The sequence below is a fragment of the Corallincola luteus genome, from assembly GCF_004336975.1.
Lineage (GTDB): Bacteria > Pseudomonadota > Gammaproteobacteria > Enterobacterales > Neiellaceae > Corallincola > Corallincola holothuriorum.
Genome location: NZ_SJXE01000007.1, coordinates 22,693 through 48,248, shown reverse-complemented (window position 1 = coordinate 48,248; position 25,556 = coordinate 22,693). Strand labels below are relative to the sequence as shown.

23 protein-coding genes and 1 tRNA gene are annotated in these 25,556 nt (G+C 47.3%); 6 read left to right on the top strand and 18 right to left on the bottom strand.

Features of this window, described 5'->3' with window-relative positions; genetic code table 11:
• Positions 1–115 precede the first annotated feature (115 nt).
• The 7 genes from EZV61_RS13575 to EZV61_RS13545 form a co-directional block, all read right to left on the bottom strand.
• Complete coding sequence (locus EZV61_RS13575) at positions 116–955, bottom strand: M23 family metallopeptidase (protein WP_130565724.1); 840 nt, start codon at positions 953–955, stop codon at positions 116–118.
• Positions 906–1,787, bottom strand: coding sequence for a 6-pyruvoyl trahydropterin synthase family protein (locus EZV61_RS13570; protein ID WP_131416249.1), 882 nt, complete (start codon positions 1,785–1,787; stop codon positions 906–908). Before EZV61_RS13570 ends, EZV61_RS13575 begins: the two co-directional genes overlap by 50 nt.
• Positions 1,788–1,938: 151 nt before the next feature.
• A complete protein-coding gene (locus EZV61_RS13565) occupies positions 1,939–3,102 on the bottom strand; it encodes an ABC transporter ATP-binding protein (RefSeq protein ID WP_114336405.1) in 1,164 nt (387 codons plus the stop codon).
• A gap of 52 nt (positions 3,103–3,154) precedes the next feature.
• A complete protein-coding gene (gene malG, locus EZV61_RS13560; RefSeq protein ID WP_114336404.1) occupies positions 3,155–4,045 on the bottom strand; it encodes a maltose ABC transporter permease MalG in 891 nt (296 codons plus the stop codon).
• A 15-nt stretch (positions 4,046–4,060) separates the two neighbouring features.
• Positions 4,061–5,710, bottom strand: a complete 1,650-nt coding sequence (gene malF, locus EZV61_RS13555) for a maltose ABC transporter permease MalF (RefSeq protein ID WP_114336403.1) — start codon at positions 5,708–5,710, stop codon at positions 4,061–4,063.
• A 70-nt stretch (positions 5,711–5,780) separates the two neighbouring features.
• The gene (gene malE, locus EZV61_RS13550; RefSeq protein ID WP_114336402.1) at positions 5,781–6,971 is read right to left on the bottom strand and encodes a maltose/maltodextrin ABC transporter substrate-binding protein MalE; all 1,191 of its coding nucleotides are present in this window, start codon (positions 6,969–6,971) and stop codon (positions 5,781–5,783) included.
• Between the two features lie 410 nt (positions 6,972–7,381).
• Positions 7,382–8,392, bottom strand: coding sequence for a nucleoid-associated protein (locus EZV61_RS13545; RefSeq protein WP_114336401.1), 1,011 nt, complete (start codon positions 8,390–8,392; stop codon positions 7,382–7,384).
• Positions 8,393–8,468: 76 nt separating this feature from the next.
• Between EZV61_RS13545 and EZV61_RS13540 the strand changes: the two genes are divergently transcribed.
• The 3 genes from EZV61_RS13540 (at position 8,469) to EZV61_RS13530 (ending at position 10,764) form a co-directional block, all read left to right on the top strand.
• Positions 8,469–8,678 (top strand): YejL family protein, encoded by a 210-nt coding sequence (locus EZV61_RS13540; protein WP_114336400.1) that lies wholly within the window; start codon positions 8,469–8,471, stop codon positions 8,676–8,678.
• A 30-nt stretch (positions 8,679–8,708) separates the two neighbouring features.
• Positions 8,709–10,580 (top strand): DUF3413 domain-containing protein, encoded by a 1,872-nt coding sequence (locus EZV61_RS13535; protein WP_131416247.1) that lies wholly within the window; start codon positions 8,709–8,711, stop codon positions 10,578–10,580.
• Between the two features lie 107 nt (positions 10,581–10,687).
• A tRNA-Pro gene (locus EZV61_RS13530) sits at positions 10,688–10,764 on the top strand.
• 210 nt (positions 10,765–10,974) lie between these two features.
• On the opposite strand, the gene EZV61_RS13525 is transcribed toward EZV61_RS13530, so the two are convergent.
• Complete coding sequence (locus EZV61_RS13525) at positions 10,975–12,336, bottom strand: SLC13 family permease (RefSeq protein ID WP_130565728.1); 1,362 nt, start codon at positions 12,334–12,336, stop codon at positions 10,975–10,977.
• A gap of 435 nt (positions 12,337–12,771) precedes the next feature.
• Positions 12,772–12,978, bottom strand: a complete 207-nt coding sequence (locus EZV61_RS13520; RefSeq protein ID WP_131416245.1) for a hypothetical protein — start codon at positions 12,976–12,978, stop codon at positions 12,772–12,774.
• 254 nt (positions 12,979–13,232) lie between these two features.
• Here EZV61_RS13520 and EZV61_RS13515 point away from each other — a divergent pair, with 254 nt between their 5' ends.
• Positions 13,233–13,730: an NUDIX domain-containing protein gene (locus EZV61_RS13515; RefSeq protein WP_131416242.1), complete on the top strand. Its 498-nt coding sequence runs from the start codon at positions 13,233–13,235 to the stop codon at positions 13,728–13,730.
• A gap of 36 nt (positions 13,731–13,766) precedes the next feature.
• Here EZV61_RS13515 and EZV61_RS13510 read toward each other — a convergent pair whose 3' ends face one another.
• From EZV61_RS13510 to EZV61_RS13495, 4 genes are read right to left on the bottom strand one after another with little or no spacing between them, the layout of a single operon-like run.
• On the bottom strand, positions 13,767–15,041 hold the full coding sequence (locus EZV61_RS13510; RefSeq protein ID WP_131416240.1) for a PQQ-dependent sugar dehydrogenase: 1,275 nt from the start codon (positions 15,039–15,041) through the stop codon (positions 13,767–13,769).
• On the bottom strand, positions 15,041–16,270 hold the full coding sequence (locus EZV61_RS13505; protein WP_131416238.1) for a lipocalin-like domain-containing protein: 1,230 nt from the start codon (positions 16,268–16,270) through the stop codon (positions 15,041–15,043). The genes EZV61_RS13510 and EZV61_RS13505 overlap by 1 nt, the downstream gene beginning before the upstream one ends.
• Positions 16,267–18,831: an ABC transporter permease gene (locus tag EZV61_RS13500; protein ID WP_165569611.1), complete on the bottom strand. Its 2,565-nt coding sequence runs from the start codon at positions 18,829–18,831 to the stop codon at positions 16,267–16,269. The genes EZV61_RS13505 and EZV61_RS13500 overlap by 4 nt, the downstream gene beginning before the upstream one ends.
• A 1-nt stretch (position 18,832) precedes the next feature.
• The gene (locus EZV61_RS13495) at positions 18,833–19,513 is read right to left on the bottom strand and encodes an ABC transporter ATP-binding protein (protein ID WP_131416234.1); all 681 of its coding nucleotides are present in this window, start codon (positions 19,511–19,513) and stop codon (positions 18,833–18,835) included.
• A gap of 389 nt (positions 19,514–19,902) precedes the next feature.
• Between EZV61_RS13495 and yfcE the strand changes: the two genes are divergently transcribed.
• On the top strand, positions 19,903–20,451 hold the full coding sequence (gene yfcE / locus EZV61_RS13490; protein WP_131416232.1) for a phosphodiesterase: 549 nt from the start codon (positions 19,903–19,905) through the stop codon (positions 20,449–20,451).
• A 22-nt stretch (positions 20,452–20,473) separates the two neighbouring features.
• On the opposite strand, the gene EZV61_RS13485 is transcribed toward yfcE, so the two are convergent.
• From EZV61_RS13485 to EZV61_RS13475, 3 genes are all read right to left on the bottom strand, one after another.
• Positions 20,474–21,187 carry an HAD family hydrolase gene (locus EZV61_RS13485; RefSeq protein WP_240695209.1) on the bottom strand — a complete coding sequence of 238 codons (714 nt, stop codon included), beginning with the start codon at positions 21,185–21,187 and terminating at the stop codon, positions 20,474–20,476.
• Positions 21,150–21,434 (bottom strand): DUF3081 family protein, encoded by a 285-nt coding sequence (locus tag EZV61_RS13480; RefSeq protein ID WP_165569610.1) that lies wholly within the window; start codon positions 21,432–21,434, stop codon positions 21,150–21,152. The genes EZV61_RS13485 and EZV61_RS13480 overlap by 38 nt, the downstream gene beginning before the upstream one ends.
• A 224-nt stretch (positions 21,435–21,658) precedes the next feature.
• Entirely contained in the window at positions 21,659–21,988 is a 330-nt protein-coding gene (locus tag EZV61_RS13475; protein WP_130565740.1) for a hypothetical protein, read from the bottom strand.
• A gap of 217 nt (positions 21,989–22,205) precedes the next feature.
• Here EZV61_RS13475 and EZV61_RS13470 point away from each other — a divergent pair, with 217 nt between their 5' ends.
• A complete protein-coding gene (locus tag EZV61_RS13470; RefSeq protein ID WP_131416228.1) occupies positions 22,206–22,739 on the top strand; it encodes a DUF2058 domain-containing protein in 534 nt (177 codons plus the stop codon).
• A 95-nt stretch (positions 22,740–22,834) separates the two neighbouring features.
• Here EZV61_RS13470 and chrA read toward each other — a convergent pair whose 3' ends face one another.
• On the bottom strand, positions 22,835–23,998 hold the full coding sequence (gene chrA, locus EZV61_RS13465) for a chromate efflux transporter (RefSeq protein ID WP_131416226.1): 1,164 nt from the start codon (positions 23,996–23,998) through the stop codon (positions 22,835–22,837).
• Positions 23,999–24,151: 153 nt separating this feature from the next.
• Entirely contained in the window at positions 24,152–25,444 is a 1,293-nt protein-coding gene (locus EZV61_RS13460; RefSeq protein ID WP_131416224.1) for a metal-dependent hydrolase family protein, read from the bottom strand.
• Between the last annotated feature and the right edge of the window lie 112 nt (positions 25,445–25,556).

Sequence of the window (25,556 nt, the reverse complement as noted above, 5' to 3'; positions counted from 1 at the left end):
GTACATAGTTATTTGTAGCAAAAAGACTACAAAAACGCGGGTGTGAATAATCTGATGGGAGAAAAGATAAAATAGGAGCTGACCTAGAACTAAGTCAGCTCAAGCTGGAAAATACTTATTGCTCGCTAGATTTTGGTGGCAGTAATAGCTGCGGATCTAAACGAACCTTAAACCAATTGATGCGCCAATCAAGATGCGCCCCTGTGACTCTGCCTGTCGCTCCAACCTTCGCGATAGGTTGGCCCTGTTTAACCACGTCACCCGCTTTAACCAATGATCCACTGAGATGAATAAATGTCGATGAAATACCGTAGCCATGATCCATCAACAAGGTGCCACCACTGTAATACATATCAGGGTGCCAGAGAGTGATCACCCCGTCGGCAGGGGCAACGATAATAGTGCCGGTTGGCGCAGCGATATCCAAGCCGAAGTGCGGGCGCTTTGGTTCGCCATTAAAATAGCGTTGGCTCCCATAAACTCCAGAGATAGGACCATCAACCGGCCAAATAAGAGGCATGAGAAAGTCTTTGCGATCCGAATCGGTCTTTCTGGCGGCAGCAACCTGCCTATTATCATCACGAATACGCTCCAGCACTTCCTCGGGCGGGGACACATATTTTTGCTCTACCCCTTCAACGTACTGAATATTGTATTCCCGTTGCTTTATTTTATAACTCGTTTGCTGCTTTTCTCCGCCAGGCAGCGTCCATTGTAATTCCGCTTCACCAGTGTCATCACGACCAAAGCCAATGACAAAAATACCCTCAGCAGAAATTTTTACTGGGTTACCATCGAGCGATAACTGACTACCGGGAGGTAGCTTACCCGTGACCATACCACCTTGAATAAACTCACCGTTTAGCTCTATCGCCAACGTCTGTGCAGAAAACAGCAGAAAAATACTAACTAGAAGCGGAAATTTCACAGATAGCTCCTTTCTCAACACCCTCATAGGCGCGGACTTTAATTAATTGTTCGGGATAGTCACAAGATAATTGACGCGCAATGTAGTCAGCCAGGCATTCGACGGTTGTATCGCAATCAACTATTTCTGTAGCGCTTTTGCTAACCGCCAAATAATAACTCCCCTGGCTGGCACTGTATTGGAAACCGTAAAAACTGGCGTCAGTTAAACCAAATTGTGCACTAAACGGTAATGTCTCGACAGAGACTTCATCATCTGCAGAACCAAGATAGATATCTTGCCAACGCGAGGCCCAGTTGCTTTCCAAATCTGCGCGCTTTTCACCATCAAGCCAGATCCCTATCCGTGAACGGTGGCCGTGAGCGATCCGCTGACAATTCCCATCATGTTTTTTCAAACCATGAGTGTAATGATAAAACGCGGGGCCTTCGGCTTCATGGCGTAAATGAACGGTTATTCCAGTCACATTGTCAGGCAACAGTTTAAGTAACATCACTTCTAAATAACGAGCAAAGGCGCTATCGGTGATCTGTGCCAATGGCAAAATAGCAAAGGCCGACAGTGGACTCTGTATCACCAACTCACTTTTAGCAGCTTTAAATGAAAGCAGGATATCGTTATCTGATGAGACAATGGTTGTTTCGGCAGCTTGCTCTGGAACAATCAGCTTATGATCTACCGTCGCATCCAGCGCATGTTTGATGGTCTTTTTTACATGGGAGAAGTCAAAAAGCATACCCTCGTCATTCAATTCACCTGCCAGTTCAACGTCTACGATCCAGCTTTCACCTAACATCCCGCGCTGAGCGCATAAAAACGTACTGTCGATTACCGTCAAACCATCTACAAATAAACGCATTAAACCATTTTCCAGAGCAAACATAATTAGCGAAAGGAATTATAACGCGACAAGAGTAAGAGTTGAGAATTAATCTTAACTAAGACGCCGACAAAATTTGGGCAAAAAAAAGCCGGCATAAGCTGCCGGCTTTCTGTTAACGATTAAAGGATCACTCGTCGCCTAGCGGCAAGCCACCTTTTTCACGGTTATAACGCGCTGTACGTGGGAATGCTTGACCCGCTTCAGTGAACAGGTAAACAGCTTCTTTAGGGAAGCCTACTTCCATCACTTCGCCTGATGTTGCTTCAACATCAGAGTGCGCTTTAACAGTGAAGTCGCGACCATCAATCGTCATATAGACGAAAGATTCGGCACCTAAATGCTCAGCAACCAGTACGCTACCACTTACGTGACCGTGAGAGTCATCATGGTCACGAGGAAGAACGTGCTCAGGACGAACACCCACTTCAACTGCATCGCCTACTTTAGCACTGCTAGCATCAATGCAACCAACAACCACGTCACCAGTGCTCAGCTTAACCTTACACTCGTCGTCACCAATCTCAACCAATTCACCCGCCAAGAAGTTCATCTTAGGTGAACCAATGAAGCCAGCAACAAATTTATTTGCTGGTGTATGGTAAAGATCAAGCGGGCTACCAAACTGCTCAAGGTTGCTCGGCGCTTCATCATCTAATGGACTCAGTACCACGATACGATCTGCCAAAGTCATTGCTTCAACCTGATCGTGTGTTACGTAGATGATGGTCGACTGCAAATCTTTGTGCAGCTTGGCAATTTCAATACGCATCTTCACACGAAGTGCCGCATCCAAGTTCGATAAAGGTTCATCGAACAGGAATACCGATGGCTCTTGTACAATACAACGGCCAATAGCAACACGTTGACGCTGACCACCAGAAAGAGCTTTAGGCTTACGGTCAAGCATATGAGTCAGACCCAAGATTTCAGACGCCTTATCTACGCGACGTTTGATTTCATCTTTAGGTACTTTCTTCAGCTTGAGGCCGAATGCCATGTTCTCGAACAGATCCATATGTGGATAGAGCGCATAGGACTGGAACACCATACCTACGTTACGGTCTACCGGAGGAACTTCGTTCATACGGCGACCAGAAATAGCCAACTCGCCGTCTGTGATGTCTTCCAAACCCGCGATCATACGAAGCAGTGTAGATTTACCACAGCCTGATGGACCGACGAAAACGATGAACTCACCATCTTCGATGTCTAGGTTAATATCTCGTAATACATCCAAGTGTATTGATGGATCGTAGTTCTTACGTACATTCTTAAGGATGACTTCAGCCATTCTTGTCTCCAGAAAGCTATTGTTAGCTTAAAAACCTTAAATACTAAACCTATTAACCCTTCACACCACCGGCTGTCAGACCACCAACTAACCAACGTTGGGCCAACAGGAACACTAGGGTGATGGGGAAGCCAGACAATACGGCCGCCGCGGCAAAGTCGCCCCACAGATAATTCTGCGGATACAGGTACTGTTGCGCACCTACAGCTAGCGTAAGCATCTCTACATCCTGCAATAACAAGGAGGCAACCGGTACCTCAGTGATTGCACCAATGAATGCAAGAATGAATACAACTGCGAGGATCGGCACACTTAATGGCAGCAAGACTAAGCGGAATGCTTGCCAAGGCGTAGCGCCATCAATTGCAGCGGCTTCTTCGAGTGAAGGATCAATGGTTTCAAAGTAACCTTTAATCGTCCAAACGTGCAGCGCAATACCGCTGAGGTAGATGAATACCAAACCTGCGTGCGTATTCAATCCCAACCAAGGGAAATATTGACCGATCTTATCGAACATTGCGTAAATCGCTACCAATGCCAATACCGCTGGGAACATTTGGAAAACCAACATACCCTGCAAGATCAGGCTCTTACCAGCAAACTTCATACGAGCAAACGCGTATGCGCTAGTCGTTGCAAGTAAAACGATAAGAGCGGCACTGATAACAGCAACCTTAATAGAGTTCCACAGCCAAGTCAGTACTGGGAAAGGAGGAGGCGTAATACGCCCATCAGCTTCGACTACTGGAATACCAAGCGCTAGCTTCCAGTGCTCCAAAGAAGGATTTGAAGGAATGATCTCCCCCACCGCATAGTTACCTTGACGGAACGAGATGGCAATTACCATCAACAGCGGAAAAATAATGAGAGCCAAGAAGCACCACATGCCGACATGTGTCGCAAAGACGCGGTATTTCAGGCTTGAAGGTTGAACCATTGGCATAACTAGATAACCCCTCTATACCTTGTCCATTTTGGTCAACTTCAGATTCAAGATGGCCATCGCACCAACCAGAATGAAGATAACTGTCGCAATAGCGGCTGCCAGACCATAGTCCTGACCACTGCCTTCGAAAGCGATACGATAGGTATAACTAACCAATACGTCAGTTGTACCTGCAGGTGTCGTTGCACCGATGATATCCGGGCCACCATTGGTCAATAATGCAATCAATACAAAGTTATTGAAGTTGAAAGCAAAAGAGGCAATCAGTAGTGGAGTCAGCGGCTTAATTAACAACGGAACGGTAATGTTGAAGAAGTTGCTGATAGGACCAGCACCATCCATTGCCGAGGCTTCATACAGATCTTCCGGAATAGACTTAAGCAAGCCCATAGACAGAATCATCATGTACGGATAACCCAACCAGGTATTTACAATCAGAATCATACTTCGCGCTAACGAAGGAGTCGTATACCAATCAGGTTTAATACCAAACAACGCCTCCAGCACCATGTTTATCTCACCAAAGTTTTGGTTGAATAACCCCTTAAACACCAGGATTGAGATAAACGCCGGGACAGCATAAGGCAGAATCAAAATGACTCGATAAATTGCCTTACCACCAAGAAACTCCCACTGCACCAAGTTACCTAAGACAAGTCCGATTGCGAGGGTAAAGAATACACTTCCCGCAGCAAACATTACTGTCCACACAAAGATTTCAAGGAATGGTCCCTGAATACCTTTATCGGTAAATACGCGCCAGTAGTTATTCCAACCAATCGACACAGTGAAGCCAGGAGGCAACGCATCACCTACAAACTCACCATTGGCATCGATATACTGATAGAAGCCCGTATGGTAATTGGGGCGCACCAGCTGGTTAGACTTATTATTTCGTAACGTATTAGGGTCGCTGATGATTGTTCCATTTTCCAGAACAACACCATCGGAGAGGCGCGAGAATAGAGGTCTGAGGGCTGCAAACTTGCGTAATCCACTCATACTCAATTCAACGCCCGCTGGCAGCGTCACGTATATTGACTGCAGATGAGTTCGCAACGAGATCACATCTCGTAAAGTTGCCTTCTCACCTTCAGGTATCTCCTCAATAGCACGCATCTGGATGCCACTATCTACATAAGGAAAATCTTCAGGACGCGCTTTGCGAGACTTTATCTCGCCGGCGTTCCAAAGCTTTATCGTCGGACTGACAAAGACCTTTTCAGGTTCAAGTTCAGATCGAAGAACCAACTTGAAACGATCTTGCTCGGTCTTAATGAGTGAAAAATCGTAATTCCCGCCTTTAGCTAGATAGCTCTGCCTGAGATGATAATCCTGCACACGCTCCAACGATAGTAAGTTACTACCACTGTAGTTAGTGAAAGATATCCCTATCGTATAAGCCAGAGGGAAAATGATAAAGATAACCATCCCGGCAACACCGGGGAAAATATATCTATGGGCGTATGTCTTGCTATTGGTAAAAACGTACACACCGAGAGAGACGATGAGCAGAGTCAGTATGGCGAAAGCATACTCACCCGTTGCATACATAACGATAACTGAATAGCCACTGACCAGTATAACCAGAGCCAGAACCACTATTTTTAACCAGTTATAACCGTTAGAGACAGTTGTAGAAGCAGCGTTAGACGCACCCATTTGCACAACCTTTCCTGATGGGTAGAACAAAGGAAGGGGTAATCCCCTTCCTTATTCTTGGTGAGTTATTTTACTTAACGATACGCTTAGCAGCGCCGTCAAGGGCCTTGTCAACAGTCTGACGGCCAGAAGTCACGTTAGACAGAGCAGTTGCCATTGCTGACCAGAATTTGCCCATTGCAGCGACATTCGGCATAGGCTCACCAGCCTGTGCGTTAGCGAATGTTGCAGCGATGTTCGGATCTTTAGCCAACTGCTTCATGAACTCTTTATACGCTACTGCGCCTAAAGGTACATCGTCATTAACTTGCTTCAAACCATCGACAGTTAGCAGGTAGTTCTCGAGGAACTCCACTGCCAAATCTTTGTTTGGACTTGCAGCGTTAACCGCACCTGCCAGTACACCTACGAAAGGCTTAGCAGCAGAACCGTTAATGCTAGGGATGTAAGTTACACCGTAGTTGATGCCACTCTTCTGAATGTTGCTCCATGCCCAAGGACCGTTGATCATCATAGCGATCTCGCCCTTGTTAAACGCAGCGTCCATTACACCGTAGTCTGCGCCTTTAGGCATGATGCCCTGATCAATGAAGTCTTTGATCATGTTAACGCCAGCTTTAGCGCCTGGAACATTAACACCAGTATCTTTGATGTCGTAAGAACCATTTTCGTACTTGAATACATAACCGCCGTTAGCAGCGATCAGAGGCCAAGAGAAATAGGTATTGTTGTAATCCCACAAGATAGCTTTAACTTTACCGTCAGAACCTTCTTGCAGCTTCTTATCCAAAGCAGGGATCTCTTCGAAAGTCTTCGGAGGCTCAGCAACCAAGTCTTTGTTGTAGATCAGGCCAACAGCTTCAACAGCTACAGGGTAGCCGTAGATTTTACCGTCGATGGTTACCGCGTCCCAAGTGAAATCTTCGATAGCACCTTTCAGCTTATCGTTAGGCTTCAGCTCAGTCAGTAGACCTGCAGATGCCCAATCACCAAAACGGTCATGTGCCCAGAAGAAGATGTCAGGGCCGCTACCAGTTGATGCTGCCTGCTGGAACTTACCAGGGGCGTCATCAGGGTGAGCAACAGTAACTTTTACACCAGTATCAGCTTCGAATTTCTTACCGACTTCAGCCAGTCCATTATAGCCTTTGTCACCATTGATCCAGATGGTCAATTGACCTTCTTCAATAGCGGCGTTTGCGGTTGCGGACATCCCTAATGTCACTGCTGCAACAGCTGAGGCAAGGATTGTTTTTTTCATTAGCCTTTCCTTTGTGTTTTTTTGTTAGCGAGCAAAGCTCAGTTTGGATAATGGGTTCCCCCAGTCGCAAGCCATTCTAGAACATGCTATTGGCTACCGCACATGACATGCCTCAAACTTTTGAAACTATACTACAAGGTATTCGCAGCCTAACCGCCATAAACACCTTCATTTTGTTTAGTTTTCAGCCTACGCTTGGAAAAAGTCGTAAAACAACACCATTGTCACCAATTCCGCTTTTATTCTGTGTGCAGAGAAAACCTGTCTGCACAAAAGGTTGCACACATGTAAAAACGGGGCTGATGTTTATATCATGGAATTTTTTTACAAGAAACCTTTCAATCAGCAGCTACTTGAGAAAGTTAGTCTCTATCAGCGCCCTTATCAAGGTTACACCCATCAACTTATCGCTAGCCTATCGAACGCTTGAGTTGATCAAGCAAGTTAGGTGGCAGCTTTGTAATTGTCAGTGATTCGTTTACCGGATCAAAGAGAACCGTATCACCTAAAAGCCCCCTATCGAAGCCCAAGCTTACGCCTCTACCCTGTCCACTATACCGAGTCACTTTATTCATTACCGAAGACACAGGAGGCAACTCCTCCGGCAACTCATCGGCAATCTGATTAAGTAAACCATGACTATCGCCGCTCACTGAGCCGACCACTTCGGAAAGCTGAGCAATATTTAGGCGTTCACCTATTTGTTGCTGCTCTTTACTATATTTACTGGTCTCCAGGCGAACTTGTTGTTTCTCCTCAGCGTTGAGCTGAGCGACGCTACAATATGTCTCCACCGCTTCAACAAGCTGCTCATTTTGTTTTTTGGCTTCTTTGAACTCTTCGGCATTGAGAAATTGCAGAAAGAAGTCTGACACTTTTCTACCGACACGGCCTCTGATAAACGACAGCGGCATCGGTTGTTCTTCTCGCATTGCATCAATATCAAGGCGCGCTGCCAGCTGCAGTTTTGCTAAATCTAAGTAGGTGGATTGATGCAATGTCAGATCTTGGTCAAACGCCAAAGCCACCGTTTGGCTACTGAACATAAACAGCAAAAATTCACGACCTACAAACCGATAATGGCAAAGGATCAATAAGCCTTCTTCGACATGTTCATTCTCGCCCATCGCGCCAATCAGTCGCTTCGCACACTGCGAGGAAAAGACATTAAAATCTGTATCTTGTTTAAGATACACGGCCAACATTTCAGAAAATGAACTTTCAAGCTGCTCCTCAGGCGTAGTAAATTGCGCATACCCCTTGGCTGGTTTTGCATTATATGTGCTGTGGCAATTATCGATTAAGTCATGCAAAGCATGATCGCCTAGAGGCAACCCATTTTGATTCTTAATCCGTAAACCGTTTGTTGTTGCGTCCAAGCCGATAGCATGAACGTCAGCGTTAATAATTTCTAAAGACATGGTGAGTTGGCCATATTCGTTTCAATAACTTAACTATGATATGCTTTTTAGCATGTCGCTGTGTAGGTAAATCCCGATGCCTCAGGTTTCAAAATATAGTAACGCCCAAATAGAAAAAGCACTAAATGACGTTCTTTCTGTTCTGCAAGATCAATCTGCAACTATTGATTTCAGCTTGATGACACTAGGCAATGCAACCAGTCATGTACTAAATCAGGTGCCGAGTGAGCAACGCATGGCTGTACTTGAAAGCTTTGTGAAAGCACTAAAACAGTCCGCCTCGTAAACTGACAGGGTTAGAAGTGTCAACGGACATATGACAAAAATGACATTCAGCGAACTGGATTATAGAGATAAAGTTTCCCGGCTAGTGAGCTGGGGACACTGGTTTACCTTTGCCAATGCTTTGATTGCAATGGCTGTAGCGTTAGGGTTCGTTTTTGTCGCTGGCATACCTGACACAATACTTGCGCAGCTATTTCTCGTCATCTATTGGGCCGGGCACTTCTCTTTTATCACTTTTATCATTTTTCTTGTGCTGCTTTTCCCACTCGCGTTTATATTAACCAAACCACTGATAATGCAGATAGCCTCGGCAGTATTGGCTTCGATCGGTGTCAGTTTACTGATCGCAGATCTGTTATTCTTTAACGCCTATCGATTACATCTCAATCTATTTGCATTTGAACTGGCACTGTCGCCTGAAGGTGGTCTACTTGACCTCGAGCTATGGCAGGCTGGCGCGCTATTTTTTGGCCTGTTTATTGTAGAGCTCATTATCGGTATCTGGTTATGGCGACGCCCAACCAGGAGTACTACGCGGAAGTGGGCAAGAACGACTGCGGCGGCATTAACAGTCAGTTTTTTTCTAAGTCATTTAATTCACGTTTGGGCAGACGCGCTGTTTTATACGCCGATAACCAGCCAGCAGCATTATTTCCCACTTTCATACCCTGCAACAGCGAAAACTTTTCTCCGGGAACATGGTTGGGTAGATGTAGACAAATACGCCAAAGAGTTTCGAGAGCAAACGCTAAGCAATAAAACGCTTGAGTACGGAAAGTCCAAGCTACCGTTGCAAGCACCACAATCGCGACCGAATGTACTTTTGATCGTCATAGAATCATGGCGTTCTGACATGCTGAATGAAGAAGCAACACCAAACCTTCATCAACTTGCGCAGTCAGGGTTAAACTACAGAAATCACTTTAGTGGGGGCAATAACCCGCAAGAAGGACTTTTCAGCCTTTTGTACGGCATTCCCGCCACTTATATGGACAACATCAAACGCTCACATACACCACCGGTGATCAGTAGTGCGTTTGAAAGCGCAAATTATCAACAAGTTGCATTCACCAGTAGCAGAAAGCTTGGGGAAACACTCAGTGATACCGCCTTTAGTAAGTTCGATATTGTTCAAGGTGGGGATCCAGCGCTTGGCAATGCAGCCAATGATACGAATATCGTAAGAAACTGGCGAAAATGGGTAAAATCACGTGATATGCAAACGCCCTACTTTGCCGTTGTGGGTTTTTCATCACCAAGCAACTTCGCCACACCAACAAGCTACAACTCGCCTTTTCAACCCGACTTTGAAGGGGTACACCTGTTTAGTGATACAGACTTACTCGACCAAGTGCAGTTAAGTAATCGCTACAAAAACTCGCTTCACTACGTTGATTCTCTAATCCCTCAGGTACTGGCTCCGCTAACAAAAGATGCGTCACTTGAAAACACTCTCGTCATTGTCACCTCAGATCATGGCATGCAGTTGAGCGACAAAAACAGTAATCATTGGGGCTACAACAGCAACTACTCAAGCTACCAGACCCAAGTACCACTGATATACGTAGCGCCAGATGTAGGTGCCAGCGAAATCACCAAGTTGACTTCACATTACGATTTGAGTGCACAGTTAATTAAACAATTATATGGTTCCAATATAGATACCAAGGCATTAACAAGCGGCATTGCACTGGTTAGCGATGGTGTCCATCCTTGGCTATTTTTAGGTAATGACAAATATTTTGCCATTCTCGAGACCGATCGACTGACCGAGTTAAAAATGAGTGGTCAATATAAGATCTACACGAGACAGAATAAGCGTGATAGAGAAGCTAGGCTCCGCGTTACGCCCATGCGCGAAGTACTTGAAGAGCTACGCCGTTTTTACGGCAACAGCCAGTAAACGGCGATAAATCATCCAAACAAACCTGAAAGCCAAATGACATATTGCATTCCGGTTACGGATCGTTATCATAAGCGCCGCACCTCTGAAGTAAAACAAGTAGTTGACGGCGTGTAGCGCAGCTTGGTAGCGCACTGTCATGGGGTGTCAGGGGTCGGAGGTTCAAATCCTCTCACGCCGACCAATAGAAAGGCTCGCTATTTAACGATGGCGAGCCTTTTGCCTTTCTATGCGACGTAGTTCATCCTGCAACGAAGTAAATATATGCTCATCTTCCATGCGACAAACTGTTGCAGCAATTAAGGTTGAGCTCACATCCGCAGTGCCAACATCTGAAATGCTAATCAATAGTCATCAGACAAGTTATTACTCATCAAACATTGTTGTCTCTTTACTACGCAATAAATAGCAACGCATAGATGGCCAATAGCACACTGCAGATAATGTTCAACACAATACCGTGGCGTAGAAAGTCACTTAGCTTCAGCTCGCCGCTGCCATAAACGATGGCATTTGGCGGTGTAGCAACAGGCAACATAAAGGCGCAGGAACAAGCGAGCCCCACCATCACCACCAGTGCCTGTTCAGGTACATACAATTGCACCGCCAACGATGCAAATAGCGGCACCAGTAATGCCGCGCTTGCCGTATTACTGGCCACTTCAGTAAGAAATACAACAAATGCAGCCAAACCAATAAAGGTGAGTAGTAGCGGAGTATTTGAAAACAGCCCCGCCACAACGTCCGCTAAATAGATACTGGTTCCCGTCGTTTTGAGTGCCGCGCTTAACGTTAATCCGCCGCCGAAGAGCAACAATACCCCCCAATCTGTCTGCTGCTGAAACGCCTTCCAATCCAACAGCCTTAGTAACGCCAGCGTAACCAAACTCGTGAGAGCAATAAGCGTATCAATGTTATTCAGATCCCCGAGCAAGCCAGACAAGGGTCGAGACAACATCCAAGCAAGAACAGTGATGAGAAATACAGCTGAAGTGAGCACCCTCTTAGTCGTCCACACAAATGGTTCATCGACAACAGATACGCGTTTAGGAAAGCGTGGACGTGTCATCAGCCACAGCATGAACAGACAGGTGGGAAATAGTACCAGCAATAGCGGAAAGGCGAGCTGCATCCAATCTATAAAGCTCAGATTCAGCTGCGCCGCCGCAATGGCATTAGGGGGGCTACCAACAATCGTCGCCATGCCGCCAAGGCTGGCACAATATGCTAAACCCAGAAGCGCAAACCTGGCATTGTTATCGCGATATTTATCTATTGCGATAGCATCCAGTAGTCCAATCATCATCGGCAGCATCATCGCCGTTGTCGCTGTGTTTGATATCCACATAGACAAAAACGACACACTACATAACATCAACAAGATCGCCAACCAAGGGCGACCACCCGACGCTCTAACAATTAATTGTGCCAATGCTTTATCTAGTCCCTGGCTGCGCAAAGCCGATGCCAATGCGAATCCCCCGAGAAAGAGGAAGATAACTGGGTGGGCAAAGTTAGCCAGTGCCTGCTTGGTTTCGAAAACACCTAACAGCACCGCCAGAATTGGCACCGTCAGTGCCGTGATGGTGATATGCATCGCCTCAGAAAACCACAACACTGCCACAAAAATAAGTAACGCCATTCCCTGATTTATTCCCTCAGGAAATGGTTTGTAAAAGACGATTAGGATCAGCACCAACAGGTTGAGCAACAACACCGTTGGGCGAAAGGAACGACGAAAAATGGAAATTGCCAACGACCCACCTCACCCTTTACGTGGCGTTACCATGAGCTTAGTAAAGCGGCTAAGTAATTTGCGGAAAATAAGATCAGGATTTGACCGCGATCATCCACTTAAGCTGACAAGAGAAACAACACAGCTGCGTAGTGTAATCATGCGGCTTATCAGCCTCAGTAGCTATCGAACAGGCGAATAGAAAATGAGTACAGGGTTAGATAAGGCAGATCCCATCATATCTAGATAATAAGTAGATCAGATAAGGTCAGTAGAGTTCAGGGGCGGCTGCATCGCAAGCATGCAAATAGACTAGGTAATAACAACAAAGACCGATGAGACCTTAATATACTGATACTTTCGGTCACATCTCTACTCGTACCGCCAACCACGGGGCTGAGTCATAGAGCTGATTAATAAGCGAATATTGGACGAAACAGTTCGTTCAATTAACACCTAGTTGTTAGGCAATGCTGCCCGCAACTTCTTCAAATCACCCGATAGGACACCTTTTTTTGCCTCAAGGTGATCTATCGCTTCTCTTAGGCTGGGGAAATTACTCTGGATCGCCTCAAAAGCACGACGTTTCACAACCATGTCATGGTTCCCAGAAAGAATAGACAACCAAGTTTCAAGTAAAGGTAATGGGACTGAGCTAGCCAAAACATCTCCAATAGGGCATTACAGCAAAAGCTAACTAACATCTTCTTATATTCCAACGACAGAATCCAGCGCGGATAACGGATAATGCCTGTATTTTTGTAGTTCATCCGCGTAAAAAACTACATTTGATATGCTAGTATGGCTATCAGCCACTCATTTTTAGTTAGTAATTCATGCAGTTGAGAGTAATTACCCTCAGTCACAGCTAAATATTAATATCTGACGATTTTTATTAACAAACGGAGACAAACAGAGTGAGAGTTCATAGCCGCTACAGTATTAAAACTATGGTACTCATTGTTACCACTCTCTTTTTAACAGCATGCTCCGATCATGACGCCGCCCCCTGCCCCTATCAGAACGACAACATTCAACCCGGTAACGCTGGCTGCCTTATTTTTAACGGTAACCAACTATTGACTGTCACCCACCGTTTCACTGGAACGATAGGCATACCAGGGGGCACAGGCAGCGGTAATGAACCCGCGAGTTGTACGGCTTGGCGTGAATCTCGAGAGGAATTGGGCGGTGAGGTCGTCGTGGGCAACAAGTTAACAACATTGGAAAACGGGTTTGTGCTATTTCATTGCCAGCAGCAAAGTGCATTTCTTGCTGATGGTGGCGATTGGTTAGAGATAGCCGCAGTCAACTGGACACCTCTTGCAGATATTAATGCCGAGACTTGGCGCTATCCAGCGCAGTGGGCAAAGGTAAAAAAATTGGTATTGGAACAGATGGCACTGGAACGCTAACCCTCTTCGATTCTGAAAGAAAACAAGGCCAGCGGCTCACTCCGGCATCAGCTGATAAACCTGGCCAACGTAACTCACCATATACAACTCTCCCGCTTCGTCTTCGCCGAACGATGAGGGATGTCCCACTTGCCCAACAGCAATCATTGACGGTTTTTCTAGAGCCGTATCCAGAGCCCAAATTCGACCGCTGACATAATCACCAAACAGATACCAGCCATTCAGTTGCGGAAAGCGAGCACCACGGTACACATAGCCACCCGTCACCGATTGTCCTAGCTGATGACTGTAGTCAACTACAGGCATAATCACTTTATGTTTATAGCTATCCTCATCCAGCTGATAGCTGTGGTTGCCCTCGAACCAGCGCCAGCCATAATTGCCCCCGCGAACGATTTTGTTTACCTCTTCCCTACTATTTTGGCCAACATCTGCCGCCCATAAGTCGCCCGTTTTTCGATCAAAGCTAAACCGCCAAGGATTACGGAGGCCATACGCCCAAATCTCATCACGTGCGCCTTCAACCGTGACAAAAGGATTGTCCGGTGCGGCACGCCCCTGCACATCAAGCCGCAATATTTTGCCCAAAAGCTGACTAAGATCCTGCGCCCGATGATGAGGATCACCAGCACTGCCGCCGTCGCCTAAGCCAACATAGAGATAGTCGTCTGGACCAAAAACCAACATACCGCCGTTATGATTACGATAGTCTTGTTCCACCGTCAGCAGTATATGCTCACTCGCCTCCTCAAAACGGTTTGGATCATCAGGTGACACGCGAAAGCGAGAGATAACAGAACGCCGGGGCGAGACCGCCGAATAGTAAACATAAAAGTAACCATTCGTACGATAGTTTGGGTCAAATGCTAACCCTAACAATCCCTCTTCATTGCTTACGGTAAATCGATTTTTTGTCGCACTTTGAATATCAAAAAATAGCTTAGCATCACTGCCGTCGCTGCCATTAGCGACAACCTTAATCGCTCCGCCCTGCTCAACCAAAAATATACGATCAGAACCATCACCAGCATGGGTCAGAAAAAGTGGTTTATTCAACGCTAGATCAGGAAAAACCGGGGACAAAATAAGCGATGGGATTTGACGAACTTGCTTCTGCATTGACGCTTCTGAGGAACTCAGTATTTCTGACTGAACAATAGCAGGAGCTCCCATTGCGATAGTCAGCGCCGCAATGAACTTGGCAACGTAGAGACGGCTAGCTATTAACGTCGTTACCATTTTGGCACTGACACACCCGCACCTTAGGCTTTTAAACACCAGCATAATCGCTTGCATAGATACCTTTGCCATCACTCATACCCGGTCAATTCTAAGTACCCTCGACAGCGCGGCTCAGGCTTACACAACACCACGCCCTCCCAATAGGGAAATAGCGTCTTCATAAATTGTTCGCCATGAAGCGCTGCCACTTCAACGTCAATATCGTGCTCTGCCAGCATCACACGCCAAGCCAAGGGGAGTGTTTTGCCATCAACCGTTTGCCAACTAACAGGCCGAAAGCTGAGGTCATTCGCACTTAAAGCCGTTCCATTGCCCTCTGCGTCAATCAGTGTACCGTAGACAAAATGCTTGCCATTTTTTTGCCGCAAGCGAAATGCCATTAGTGCCCGCCCATCATCCAGATGCAGTGACAACCAGTCCCAGCCAAATTGGTCTGCGGCCAAATACTGACTGCTCCACTCTCTGTCTAACCAGCCTTCACCCGTTACAGTCAACGTCCTCTCAACCGGATTAAGCTCAGGGTCCAAGCCTGCATCGTTATCCGCTTGCAAAGCTGCCTTCAGGGTGATCTCGCCCGTGAGCGCTAAATGGGGCAAGCTGTAGTAATAGGAGCCCACCATAGCGTCAGGGTGTTTTTGACTAAACCCCTGTTGCCCATGAAGCACCGGCCGCTCTTGTCCAGTGATAGTGAGATCTATAGTAAATTGTGCCGTATCCACCTGTAATATCAGCGGCATTAGGCCCTTTGCTTGCCGATTAATCGTTGCCAATTGCCACTGCTCAATTCGAACCATGAACGGCTGAGCTGACACGTCGACCAGCCCCACGCCACCACGAACAAATTTCTCCCCATGAAAATGTGACCTTGGCGTTGTCAGAGCCGCGTGCGCCATATAGATCTGTCGGTTGTTCCAGGCGTTGGGCTTATCCTTCACACCACCCAGGGCACTCGGTTCATCATCACCTTCACCGGGCGCCAACGCGGAACGGAACAGAGTGAACTGCACGCCATACTGGGCACCGCTTTCATCCTCAAGGTTGGCAGTCAAATACCACCACTCAATACGATAATCAGGATGCTCACCATGATCAGTCGGAAAACGCAGCGGCTTACCCGGTAAAGCTTGTAAAAAACGCTGCGTATCGCCACCTTGCAACAACTGGGTATAGTTCCCAGCGTCCTTAGCGGAGTTACTTATACTGTCAGGATCTACTGGCGAACAAGCACTCAATATCAGCAAAACGCTAAACAGAACTTGAACACAGCGGCGTGGCTTACCGAATCGACCAACCATCATTGTCCCTCTGCCAACTGCCGGGCTAACGCCATCTTGTATAAACGGCGCAACGGTAATATTGCGGTGAGCGCGGTGATCACTGTGCTAAGCAGAATAAGATAACCATAATCCAGCCATTGCAGAGTGACCGGATAGCTCCAGCCAAATCCATACACATTAAGTAAATTAATCAATACCCAAGCCAGCCCGATACCAAAAGGCAAGGATAAAAGAGCGGTTATCAGTCCAACACTTGCCCACTGCAGTAATGACAATTGAAACAGTGCCCGTTTAGTCACACCCAAGCTACCAAGCACCGCCAATGCCAATCTTCGCCGCTCATTAAGCAGTACCAATGCACACGCCAGACCTGCTGCAGCAACCAATAAGGTCAAAACATTCAATGCCTTGGTAGCAACAAACGTCTGTTCAAAAACCCCTAGCGCCACCTCTCGCATTCGTTGCTGATCAATAATCTGTCGGTCATTTAACTGAAATCTATGCACTAGCTGATCATAGATACCAGCCTTCTCCTTAACCGAGTTCAACTTGATACCGAGACCCGAAAGCAGATGCCCTGGCCAATGCTGCTCAAAACTTATCTCATCCAACATCATCTGACCGGTCGGATTGCCAAAATCGTAGTAAACCCCCAACACCTCAAAGATCTGCTGCCTGACACCGCTTGCGTTACTATTCACGTTATTAAGCTGATCAATCGAGTCCAGGGGCAAACCAATACGATCCCCTAATTCAAGGCCATTTAACAAACTGAGGCGCTCGCTGATCAGCACACCTTCACCATTGGCGAAGCGCTGCCAACCGTCTTCGACCAGATGTATTGGCGCGATAGCTTGTCGCGCATATTGTTCTGATGCCAAGCTAAGCAAGTTAATCCTTATTGGTTGATTATTATCAGCACGGTTATCGGACACTAAAACAAACTCTGTGCGCATCTGCTTTTGCAATAGCAAAGATGCCACCTCATCCCTGTCCCGCAACCAAGCAAGAATTTCATCGCTACGCCCTTCCGGGCGTAGATAGATATCCGCCACTAAACGCTGCTCCAACCAAGTTGTCACAGCGTCTCGAAAGCTACCAACCATAGTATTCACACCGACATTTGCCGTCAGTGCTAACACCAGCGCCAGCATTGCAACGTGACTGCGTCCTAACTGCCAATCAAGCTCACTGCAAGACCATGCAAGCAGTGGCCGCGTTCGAGGTAAAGCAACCATGATCCGCTGCAGCAACAAGGAGTAGAGCCAGGGGATCAGCAAACCGCTGCCGAGTAACAGAAGAGCGAGAGTCACAAACCCGGTATGCAAACCCGGCAATTGCCAAGCCAAGACGGCGGCAGCAATCAGCAGACTAACACCAAGCAAAGCTAGCTTTGCTTGCAGTGCTTTGCCCTGACGTAGCTGATACTGCTGGCTCACACCAACCAACGGCTGACGCGAAGCGAGCTGCCACAATGGACCTGAAGCAGCCAAGCAGACCCCGACCAAAGACACAATGATCGCGCGATAGAGAACATCTGCACGCCAAAAGGATTGATAGGACAGCGCCACACCATAAAGATTATCCAGCGTACGTCCGAGTATCGGCAGTAATCCCTCAGCCATCGCCACGGACAGAGGAGCTGCTAACAATGCGGCCACACAGGCAAGCAGCAGAAACTCGATCACAAACAATCGAATCACAAGCAGCTTAGGTACCCCCGCCATCTGTAACTGCCTCACCAGTGGTCGCCTGTCTTGCAATGAAAAAGTCACCGCATTAAATACAATAAATACGCCGACCACCCAGGCCAGCAACCCCATCGCAGTTAAGTTCATGTGTAGCGAGCGCGTCATTGTTTTCAAACTTAAGGGGTCTTTAGCCAGTCGCACTTTGTAACCTGCTGGCAGCGCTGCACGAATATCGTCGAGCTGCTCACCCCCCATCACAGCAAGATAGGAGAGTTGCTCCCCCATGGATAACAGCTGCTGGCCATACCCGATATCGACCCATAAACGATGGCCTAACCCATGCCCCTGCTTAGTAAACACCGGTGCACTCTCTTCGCCACCTCTAAGCTGAAATCGCTGTCCTGATTGGATGCCCAACTGCTCGGCGCGAGCGACACTGATCCAGATAGCATAAGGAGGCAAAATGAACTCAGCCAATCCACCACCGCTTGCACTTCCCTGATTTTGGCCTTGGCTGAATGCTGAAATTGATTCCGCAGCGGCAAACGCTAAAGGATCCGTCGCGATAATAGATAGCAGCCGCTGTCTTTCATCGGTAATGGTTCCCGACACCACAGGCACCAAACTATCTAATCCCATATTTCGTAGGCGAGTATAAAGCGCTTGCGGGATTAACTGACGCTCGCTCACCGCAACAACATAAGCACTTGCCTGACGACCCAGTAGCTGCTCGCCACGCAAGTAATCGTCAGTTGCTGTTTGATTTAGCAGCGCAACACCATTGACCATCACCACGCCCGTGACTAATCCCGCTAACAGCAAGATTAGCTGTAACGGATGCCGCAGATAGTGCTGCCACAACGCTTTAGCGACGATGCCACGAGAATACATATCAGATCGCCTCAAGCTGACCGTCATGCAGCTGCATCTGCGAGCCAAGATAATTTGCCATCTCTCGGCTGTGGGTCACCATGATCAGTGCACTGCCGGCCTGACGGCTTAGATCAACCAACAGTGCCATCACTTCATGGCTCATATGATCATCGAGATTTCCGGTCGGCTCATCAGCCAATAGCAACTTGGGTTGATGAGCCAACGCCCTGGCGATTGCAACACGCTGTTGCTGGCCACCAGACAGCTGATCCGGCCAACGATCCAACAAATCATCGAGTGCCAAGCGGCAAATTAACGTTTCCGTATGATCATCGTGTTCAGGCAAACCCAACAGCCGCCGAGGAAAGGCGATATTGTCCCTAACACTCAAAGTAGGCAGTAAATTAAACTGTTGAAATACAAAACCGAGCTCGATCCGCCGATAGGCACTCAAGCGTTGCTCATTCGTATTGTCGATACGTTGATCATTGAAATGGATCTGCCCCGCCGACACCTGATCCATACCGCCAATAAGATGAAGTAGCGTACTTTTCCCCGAGCCACTTGCCCCCATCAATGCCAAGCTTTTACCTGATGCTAACGAAAGATCCACCCCACGAATAACACAATCGTTTTCTGGCTCCTGTTCACCGTTACTCACGTCAGCGTAACCTTTGTAAACGCCCGATAATTTCAGCATGAACTAAATCCACCAACCTATTTCTATTAGCAACAGATCCTGCGTAATGATGCAAACGTCACAACGGCGTTTACCTGATCCACCCGCAACAAATTACTTCGAAGAATAATCGTTAGCCTCACATTGAGGTGGCATTCGGAGCATTGCCAATGCCTCAAAGTAGCTATCATCAAGCTTACGAAACAAACCGACAAATGGTTGAACTTATATACGAATTCTTGCGCACTCCGATGATCAAAAAACCTGAAATGACAAGAAGCATCGGCAACAGTGACTAAACTCAAACTAAACCAGATCGCCCTTTGCTACGCTCTGGGCGCCAAGAACGCTGGATCATATAAACAGGATGATGGCGTATCAGGCAACAATTGGATAAGCATGGAAACGAGATGAAATTACTTATTGCATCAGACATTCATGGCTGCGCCCACGCAACCAAACAGCTACTCAAACACTTTGTTGATGGCAAATTTGACTATCTTGTTTTATTGGGCGACCTGCTCAACCACGGCCCGCGAAACCCGCTGCCTTTAGGTTATGATCCGCAAACAACAGCAGCCTTGCTGAACCAATACGCTGACCGAATTATTGCCGTCAGAGGAAACTGCGACAGCGAGGTCGATCAGGCGCTACTCACTTTCCCTATCACAGCCGATTACAACCATCTAGTGTTGGATGGCCGACGCTGGTTTCTAAGCCACGGCCACCTCGCATCTAAAGAACAGCTACCTCCGTTACAACAGGGTGATCTGTTTGTTTCTGGGCATGTACACCTTGCAGAAATAGAATACGACGGGGGTATTACCTTTTTTAATCCAGGCTCAATAACACTGCCCCGAGGAGGAAAACCGGCAAGTTTTGGCTCCTATAGTGATGGTGTACTTAGTTTAATCCGTTTAGAAGATGGTGTAGAGATACAGCAATACAATTTGATTTAATAGTTAGGTGATTAGAAGCTTACTATCGAGCTGCAAACGCCGAAGCTAAATGTTCGAAATCGTGGCACACGATATCCGCTTCATGAGCATAGTGGGGCACCGCACCAGCGACATATAAACACGATACCATCCCTGCCCGTTGCGCCGCTTGAATGTCGTAGAGAAAGTCACCGACATACAGAATGTCACTGACCGCGATCTGCCATTCATTTGCTATCGCAATCAAGCCACTTGGATCGGGTTTAGGCGGTGCATCTTCTCGCGTTACAATGCGTTCAATGGGGATACTATTGCGTTCCACTTTCATCGCCGCAGCTTGCTGGAAGTTGCGCGTAACAATCGCCTGAGGAATAGTACGAAAACACAAATGTTCAACTAACTGTTTGGCACCAGGAAGCCATCGAGCCTGCGCTGCATCAGCCAATTCATGCTGCTGGATCTTGAGAGAGGCTTGCGTACGCTGCTGGTTACAAACGATAGCATCGACAAATTCCAGTAGATCATGACCCTCTGGGCAGCCAATATCCTGTCTTATCTGAGCAAAATTCAGTGAGGATTCAACTAGGGTACCATCCAGATCAAAAATGACCCCTTTGATATCTGCCAACAGTTGTCTAGGCGAACGCTTATCGCTACAGATCACTCTGTCCTCTCCATAAAATACACGCCCTGCATCAGAGAGCGGCATCTCTATGTTACTACACTCGGCCATCGACAAGCTCACTATTCGCTGCATGGTCAATCACCGACAACAACTTTACAAATGCATCAACATCTCCATGCTGACGGTATTCCAAATCATATTTGTTATGAAAGAAGAGCGTCAGCGTGACGTCGTTAGAACTAAGAAATGCAGTATAACCATCAAAATCAGACGACGCGGTGAGCCCTTGGAAGTGGTGCCCACTCTCCGTTTTTACACCGTGGCGGCGTACCTTATCAAACACCCTTAAACATTGATGAATATCGAGTTCATTTCTCACCTTCACCTCCAACAAAAGCTGACTCAACCAAGCCTAAAGCTGTTCACCCCAAGTAAGTAACCAGAGCCAACTGTCGGCTATCAGTCTTTGAACGACAGTGAAAGAGATTAAGATCATAACCGCCACAGCAAACGGGTTAACGCCAGTGGCCAACCCACAATAAAGCAGCGGTTAGAAGAGTTAGAATGATAGAGGTGGCTGTCATTCCCCCTACATCATGAGGTTCAGGATTTTGTCGCAGACTGAACCACATAAGGTGTACAAGTACCAGATGTGATCACTTCGATCGCTAACATATATCGATCACCGAGCGTCGGCTTACCATCAAATAAGCCATAATCAACGACATAAACAAAATCATCTTCTTCATGCATCATCAAAACATATTCGTCCTGCAATTTATCGACTACGGCAGCAACCTGTTCCGATCGATACTCACAAGGGCCGCCAACCATCTCCTGCTGCATACAACCGAAAGAGGCCAAAGCGAAGATGAGTGACAAGGTGACAAAGATAAGTTTAGAAGTAATCTGTTTAACGCGCTCTATGATCATGATTGATGCTTCCTTGATGAGTACTGTTGATTAGTATAGGAAACAACCTCACAGAGTTATGTTTTTATTGCATTATTTCTTCACGCTAAAAGCTAACTACACAGACATATCTAAAACACAGGGATGACCGTAACCGCAGCATCCTATAAAATGCCACTAATTTGCAGCCTGAGTAGCACTCAGGCTACATTCTCTATTCAATTAAATGAGGTATTCCATGGCGCTGTCGCTTCAGGAACAACTACTCAAGGCCGGCTTGGCCGACAAGAAAAAAGCGCTGAAAATTAATAAGCAGAAACATCAGCAACGCAAAAGTAAAAAGGTAGAAACCGCCGAATCAAAGCAGTTAGCTGAACAAGCGAAGCAAGAGAAGTTAGCCAAAGACCGCGAGCTAAACCAACAACGCAAGCTCGAGGCGGAACAAAAAGCGATCACCGCGCAGAGCCGACAAATTATAGAAACCAACACTGTGGCGACAGATAATGGTGACATTGCTTATAATTTCACCGACGGTACCAAGGTGAAACGCCTATACACTGACGCGGCCACCCACAAGCAAGTCACTTTGGGCCGTTTAACTATCGTCAAACTGGATGAAAGCTACAAGCTTATCCCGACGGCAGCTGCCGATAAGATCCGCCAGCGCGATGAAAGCTATGTCATCTATTGCGCAGAGCAGAGCACGGCGCCTGAAACCGATGAAGAAGATCCTTATGCAGACTTCCAGATCCCAGACGATCTGATGTGGTAATACTTTCCACCCAATAGAAGTCAGATCCCCGACCTTAGGCTCAGCAATAGTTAAGATTGAGCTTTTAGGTTGGGAACATCTGTTTTTTCCAACAATTAGCCGACCAGCGACAAAGCCAACCCTACCCCTGCACTTAGCACTACCAAAGCGAACACGGGCATCTTTACCTTATTCAACAGAAAGAAACCGACCACCACCCAGGCAAAATCCACCGCAGAGCCGACCGCACTACTAAATACCGGTTGATACAGTGCCGCTAACAGTAAGCCAACGACGGCGGCATTTATCCCCGCAATCACGCCAGCCAACAGCGGGCGTCTTGCCATTGCTTCCCAACTGTTATGCAGCGCCAGCATCAACAACAACCCCGGCATGAATACCCCCAAAGTGGCGACAATTGCGCCGACGACCGGAGCACTGGGTATCACCATGGCACCTAAGTAGGTAGCCAAGGTAAACATTGGTCCAGGAACGGCCTGCGCAGCAGCATAGCCGGTAAGAAACTGCGACTGACTCAAGCTATCGCCAACAGTCACCTGCAACAGCGGCAGCACAACATGCCCACCGCCGAACACCAAACTGCCCGCTTGGAAGAAGTCACTGAACAGAGCCAACCACAGATGATCTTGACTCAGCAGTGGCAATATTAAAAACAGGGCTGCAAACAGTAGCAAAGCCCACCAACGCGGTGGCACAGCTACAGTACGCGAGGCTGCTGCGCTGGTATCAAAATCAGACTGGCGTAGTGCAATAGCACCAATAGTCGCCGCGATGACAAGTACCCCACACTGGGCCCATAACCCAGGCATCAGCAGTAACACCACCGAGGTAAAAACACACAAGCCCGCAGTCACTTTGCATTTGCAAAAGCTATTGAACATTTTCATCGTCGCATCGGCCACCACAATAACGGCAAGCAGTTTTAAGCCATGGATCGCCCCCAACAAATAGCTATTTTGTTCAAATTGTGCCGCCAGCACAGCAAGTATTAATAAGACTAGAAATGAAGGTAAGGTAAAGGCGGTGAAGGCGATCAACCCACCAATAAGCCCCCCACGCTTTAAGCCAATAGCGAAACCCACTTGGCTGGAGCCGGGCCCAGGCAAAAACTGACTAAGTGCAACCAAACGTGCGTAGGCGGCATCATCAAGCCACCCAAGCTTTACAACAAATAGGCGATGAAAATAGCCTAAGTGAGCGGCGGGCCCGCCAAAACTGGTCAGCCCAAGCAAAAAGAAGTGTCGGAAAATATGCAACATAATGAACGTTCAGTCGAAAGAACCGCAAACAATTTATGACAACAAGATGACAGTGGCATGACAACGGTAAGGCCAGATAAATAAGCCCACCCGCTGAACATAAAAAACGCACCGAAGTGCGTTTTTTATTGTGCGATTGAGCGTTGTTAACGGCTACTGCTTGATCACCTTACCGCCTTTCATTACAAAATCGACATCCAATAACTCTTCTAGGTTATCGAGTGGCGAAGCATCTACCGCGATGATATCTGCCTGTTTACCCACAGCAATCGTGCCCAAAGTGTCACTCATGTCGATCAGTGCCGCGGCATTAACAGTGGCCGTTTTAATCGCCTCCATCGGAGACATGCCAGCCTTGTGCATCAACAAAAACTCTTGCGCATTGATGCCGTGCTTAGATACACCACTGTCAGTACCAAAGGCGATCTTGACCCCCGCTTTATACGCTTTGGCGAAGTTACCCTGCATATCAGCCCCAACTTTGAGAGCTTTGGCTTTTTGCGCTTCACTCAGCACATCGGTGTTATTTGCCATCTGCACCACGGTGTCGCCCGCCAACAATGTAGGCACGAGATAGGCCCCGGACTGTTTGAACAGTTGGATAGCACTATCACTGGTATAAGTACCGTGTTCAATACTGGCAACACCCGCCTGCAATGCAGCGATAATGCCATCTTCTTGGTGGGCATGACTGGTCACTTTACGCCCCATGCGCTTGGCTGCTAATACCACCTCTTGCAACTCATCCATCTCCATCTGCTGCCCAGTGCCGGTGGCACGGTCAGTCAGCACACCGCCAGTAGATGTTATCTTTATCCAGTCTGCCCCATACTTAATGGCATGACGAGTTGCCCGTCGGCAATCGTAAGGGCCATCGCAAATGGTATGATTCTGTTCATCTAGGAATTCCATAAACTCAGGTTTAATGCCGCTAATATCTGCATGCCCTCCCGTGATCCCCACAAACGCGGCAGCAATAATACGTGGACCATCGATCCAGCCCTTGTTGATGGCATCACGCATGGCGTACATCTCTTGGCCACTGGAGCCCACATCTCGCACCGTAGTAAAACCCGCATTGAGCGTGCGCATAGCGAACATATAAGAGCGCATCTGCATCAATGGATTAGACATTTTGAGCATTTCCGAATCATTTTTCGGCCCCAGCTCACCTTGGAGATGAACATGCATATCCATCAGGCCGGGCAAAACGAACTGTTGCTTGAGGTCAATATAAACAGCATCCGCATCAAACTTGGACGGCTCTATGTAACCCGATTGCATATCGGTGATCACGCCATCACTAATGACAATGGTTTGTTGCTTAAGCGGTGATTCACCAGGCACCGCCAACACTTCCCCCACATGCAGCACGGAGGTTTGAGCCACTACGTTTAACGTAACAAAACAGCTAGCAACAAAAACAAACAGCCGACGTAATCCCATGAGTTTTATTCCTATTATTATTTTCACGCTAACAGTATCCCCTCTTGCGTATTGATTGGCAAAAGTGATCACCACTGGCCAACCTAACAGCAATGAAACTATCAAAATGAAT

Bases quoted from the DNA above. Each gene is read 5' to 3' on its own strand.
- EZV61_RS13575 (WP_130565724.1), bottom strand. From the start codon at position 955: ATGAGGGTGTTGAGAAAGGAGCTATCTGTGAAATTTCCGCTTCTAGTT.
- EZV61_RS13570 (WP_131416249.1), bottom strand. From the start codon at position 1,787: ATGCGTTTATTTGTAGATGGTTTGACGGTAATCGACAGTACGTTTTTA.
- EZV61_RS13565 (WP_114336405.1), bottom strand. From the start codon at position 3,102: ATGGCTGAAGTCATCCTTAAGAATGTACGTAAGAACTACGATCCATCA.
- malG (WP_114336404.1), bottom strand. From the start codon at position 4,045: ATGCCAATGGTTCAACCTTCAAGCCTGAAATACCGCGTCTTTGCGACA.
- malF (WP_114336403.1), bottom strand. From the start codon at position 5,710: ATGGGTGCGTCTAACGCTGCTTCTACAACTGTCTCTAACGGTTATAAC.
- malE (WP_114336402.1), bottom strand. From the start codon at position 6,971: ATGAAAAAAACAATCCTTGCCTCAGCTGTTGCAGCAGTGACATTAGGG.
- EZV61_RS13545 (WP_114336401.1), bottom strand. From the start codon at position 8,392: ATGTCTTTAGAAATTATTAACGCTGACGTTCATGCTATCGGCTTGGAC.
- EZV61_RS13540 (WP_114336400.1), top strand. From the start codon at position 8,469: ATGCCTCAGGTTTCAAAATATAGTAACGCCCAAATAGAAAAAGCACTA.
- EZV61_RS13535 (WP_131416247.1), top strand. From the start codon at position 8,709: ATGACAAAAATGACATTCAGCGAACTGGATTATAGAGATAAAGTTTCC.
- EZV61_RS13510 (WP_131416240.1), bottom strand. From the start codon at position 15,041: ATGGCAAAGGTATCTATGCAAGCGATTATGCTGGTGTTTAAAAGCCTA.
- EZV61_RS13505 (WP_131416238.1), bottom strand. From the start codon at position 16,270: ATGATGGTTGGTCGATTCGGTAAGCCACGCCGCTGTGTTCAAGTTCTG.
- EZV61_RS13500 (WP_165569611.1), bottom strand. From the start codon at position 18,831: ATGTATTCTCGTGGCATCGTCGCTAAAGCGTTGTGGCAGCACTATCTG.
- EZV61_RS13495 (WP_131416234.1), bottom strand. From the start codon at position 19,513: ATGCTGAAATTATCGGGCGTTTACAAAGGTTACGCTGACGTGAGTAAC.
- yfcE (WP_131416232.1), top strand. From the start codon at position 19,903: ATGAAATTACTTATTGCATCAGACATTCATGGCTGCGCCCACGCAACC.
- EZV61_RS13485 (WP_240695209.1), bottom strand. From the start codon at position 21,187: ATGCAGCGAATAGTGAGCTTGTCGATGGCCGAGTGTAGTAACATAGAG.
- EZV61_RS13475 (WP_130565740.1), bottom strand. From the start codon at position 21,988: ATGATCATAGAGCGCGTTAAACAGATTACTTCTAAACTTATCTTTGTC.
- EZV61_RS13470 (WP_131416228.1), top strand. From the start codon at position 22,206: ATGGCGCTGTCGCTTCAGGAACAACTACTCAAGGCCGGCTTGGCCGAC.
- chrA (WP_131416226.1), bottom strand. From the start codon at position 23,998: ATGTTGCATATTTTCCGACACTTCTTTTTGCTTGGGCTGACCAGTTTT.
- EZV61_RS13460 (WP_131416224.1), bottom strand. From the start codon at position 25,444: ATGGGATTACGTCGGCTGTTTGTTTTTGTTGCTAGCTGTTTTGTTACG.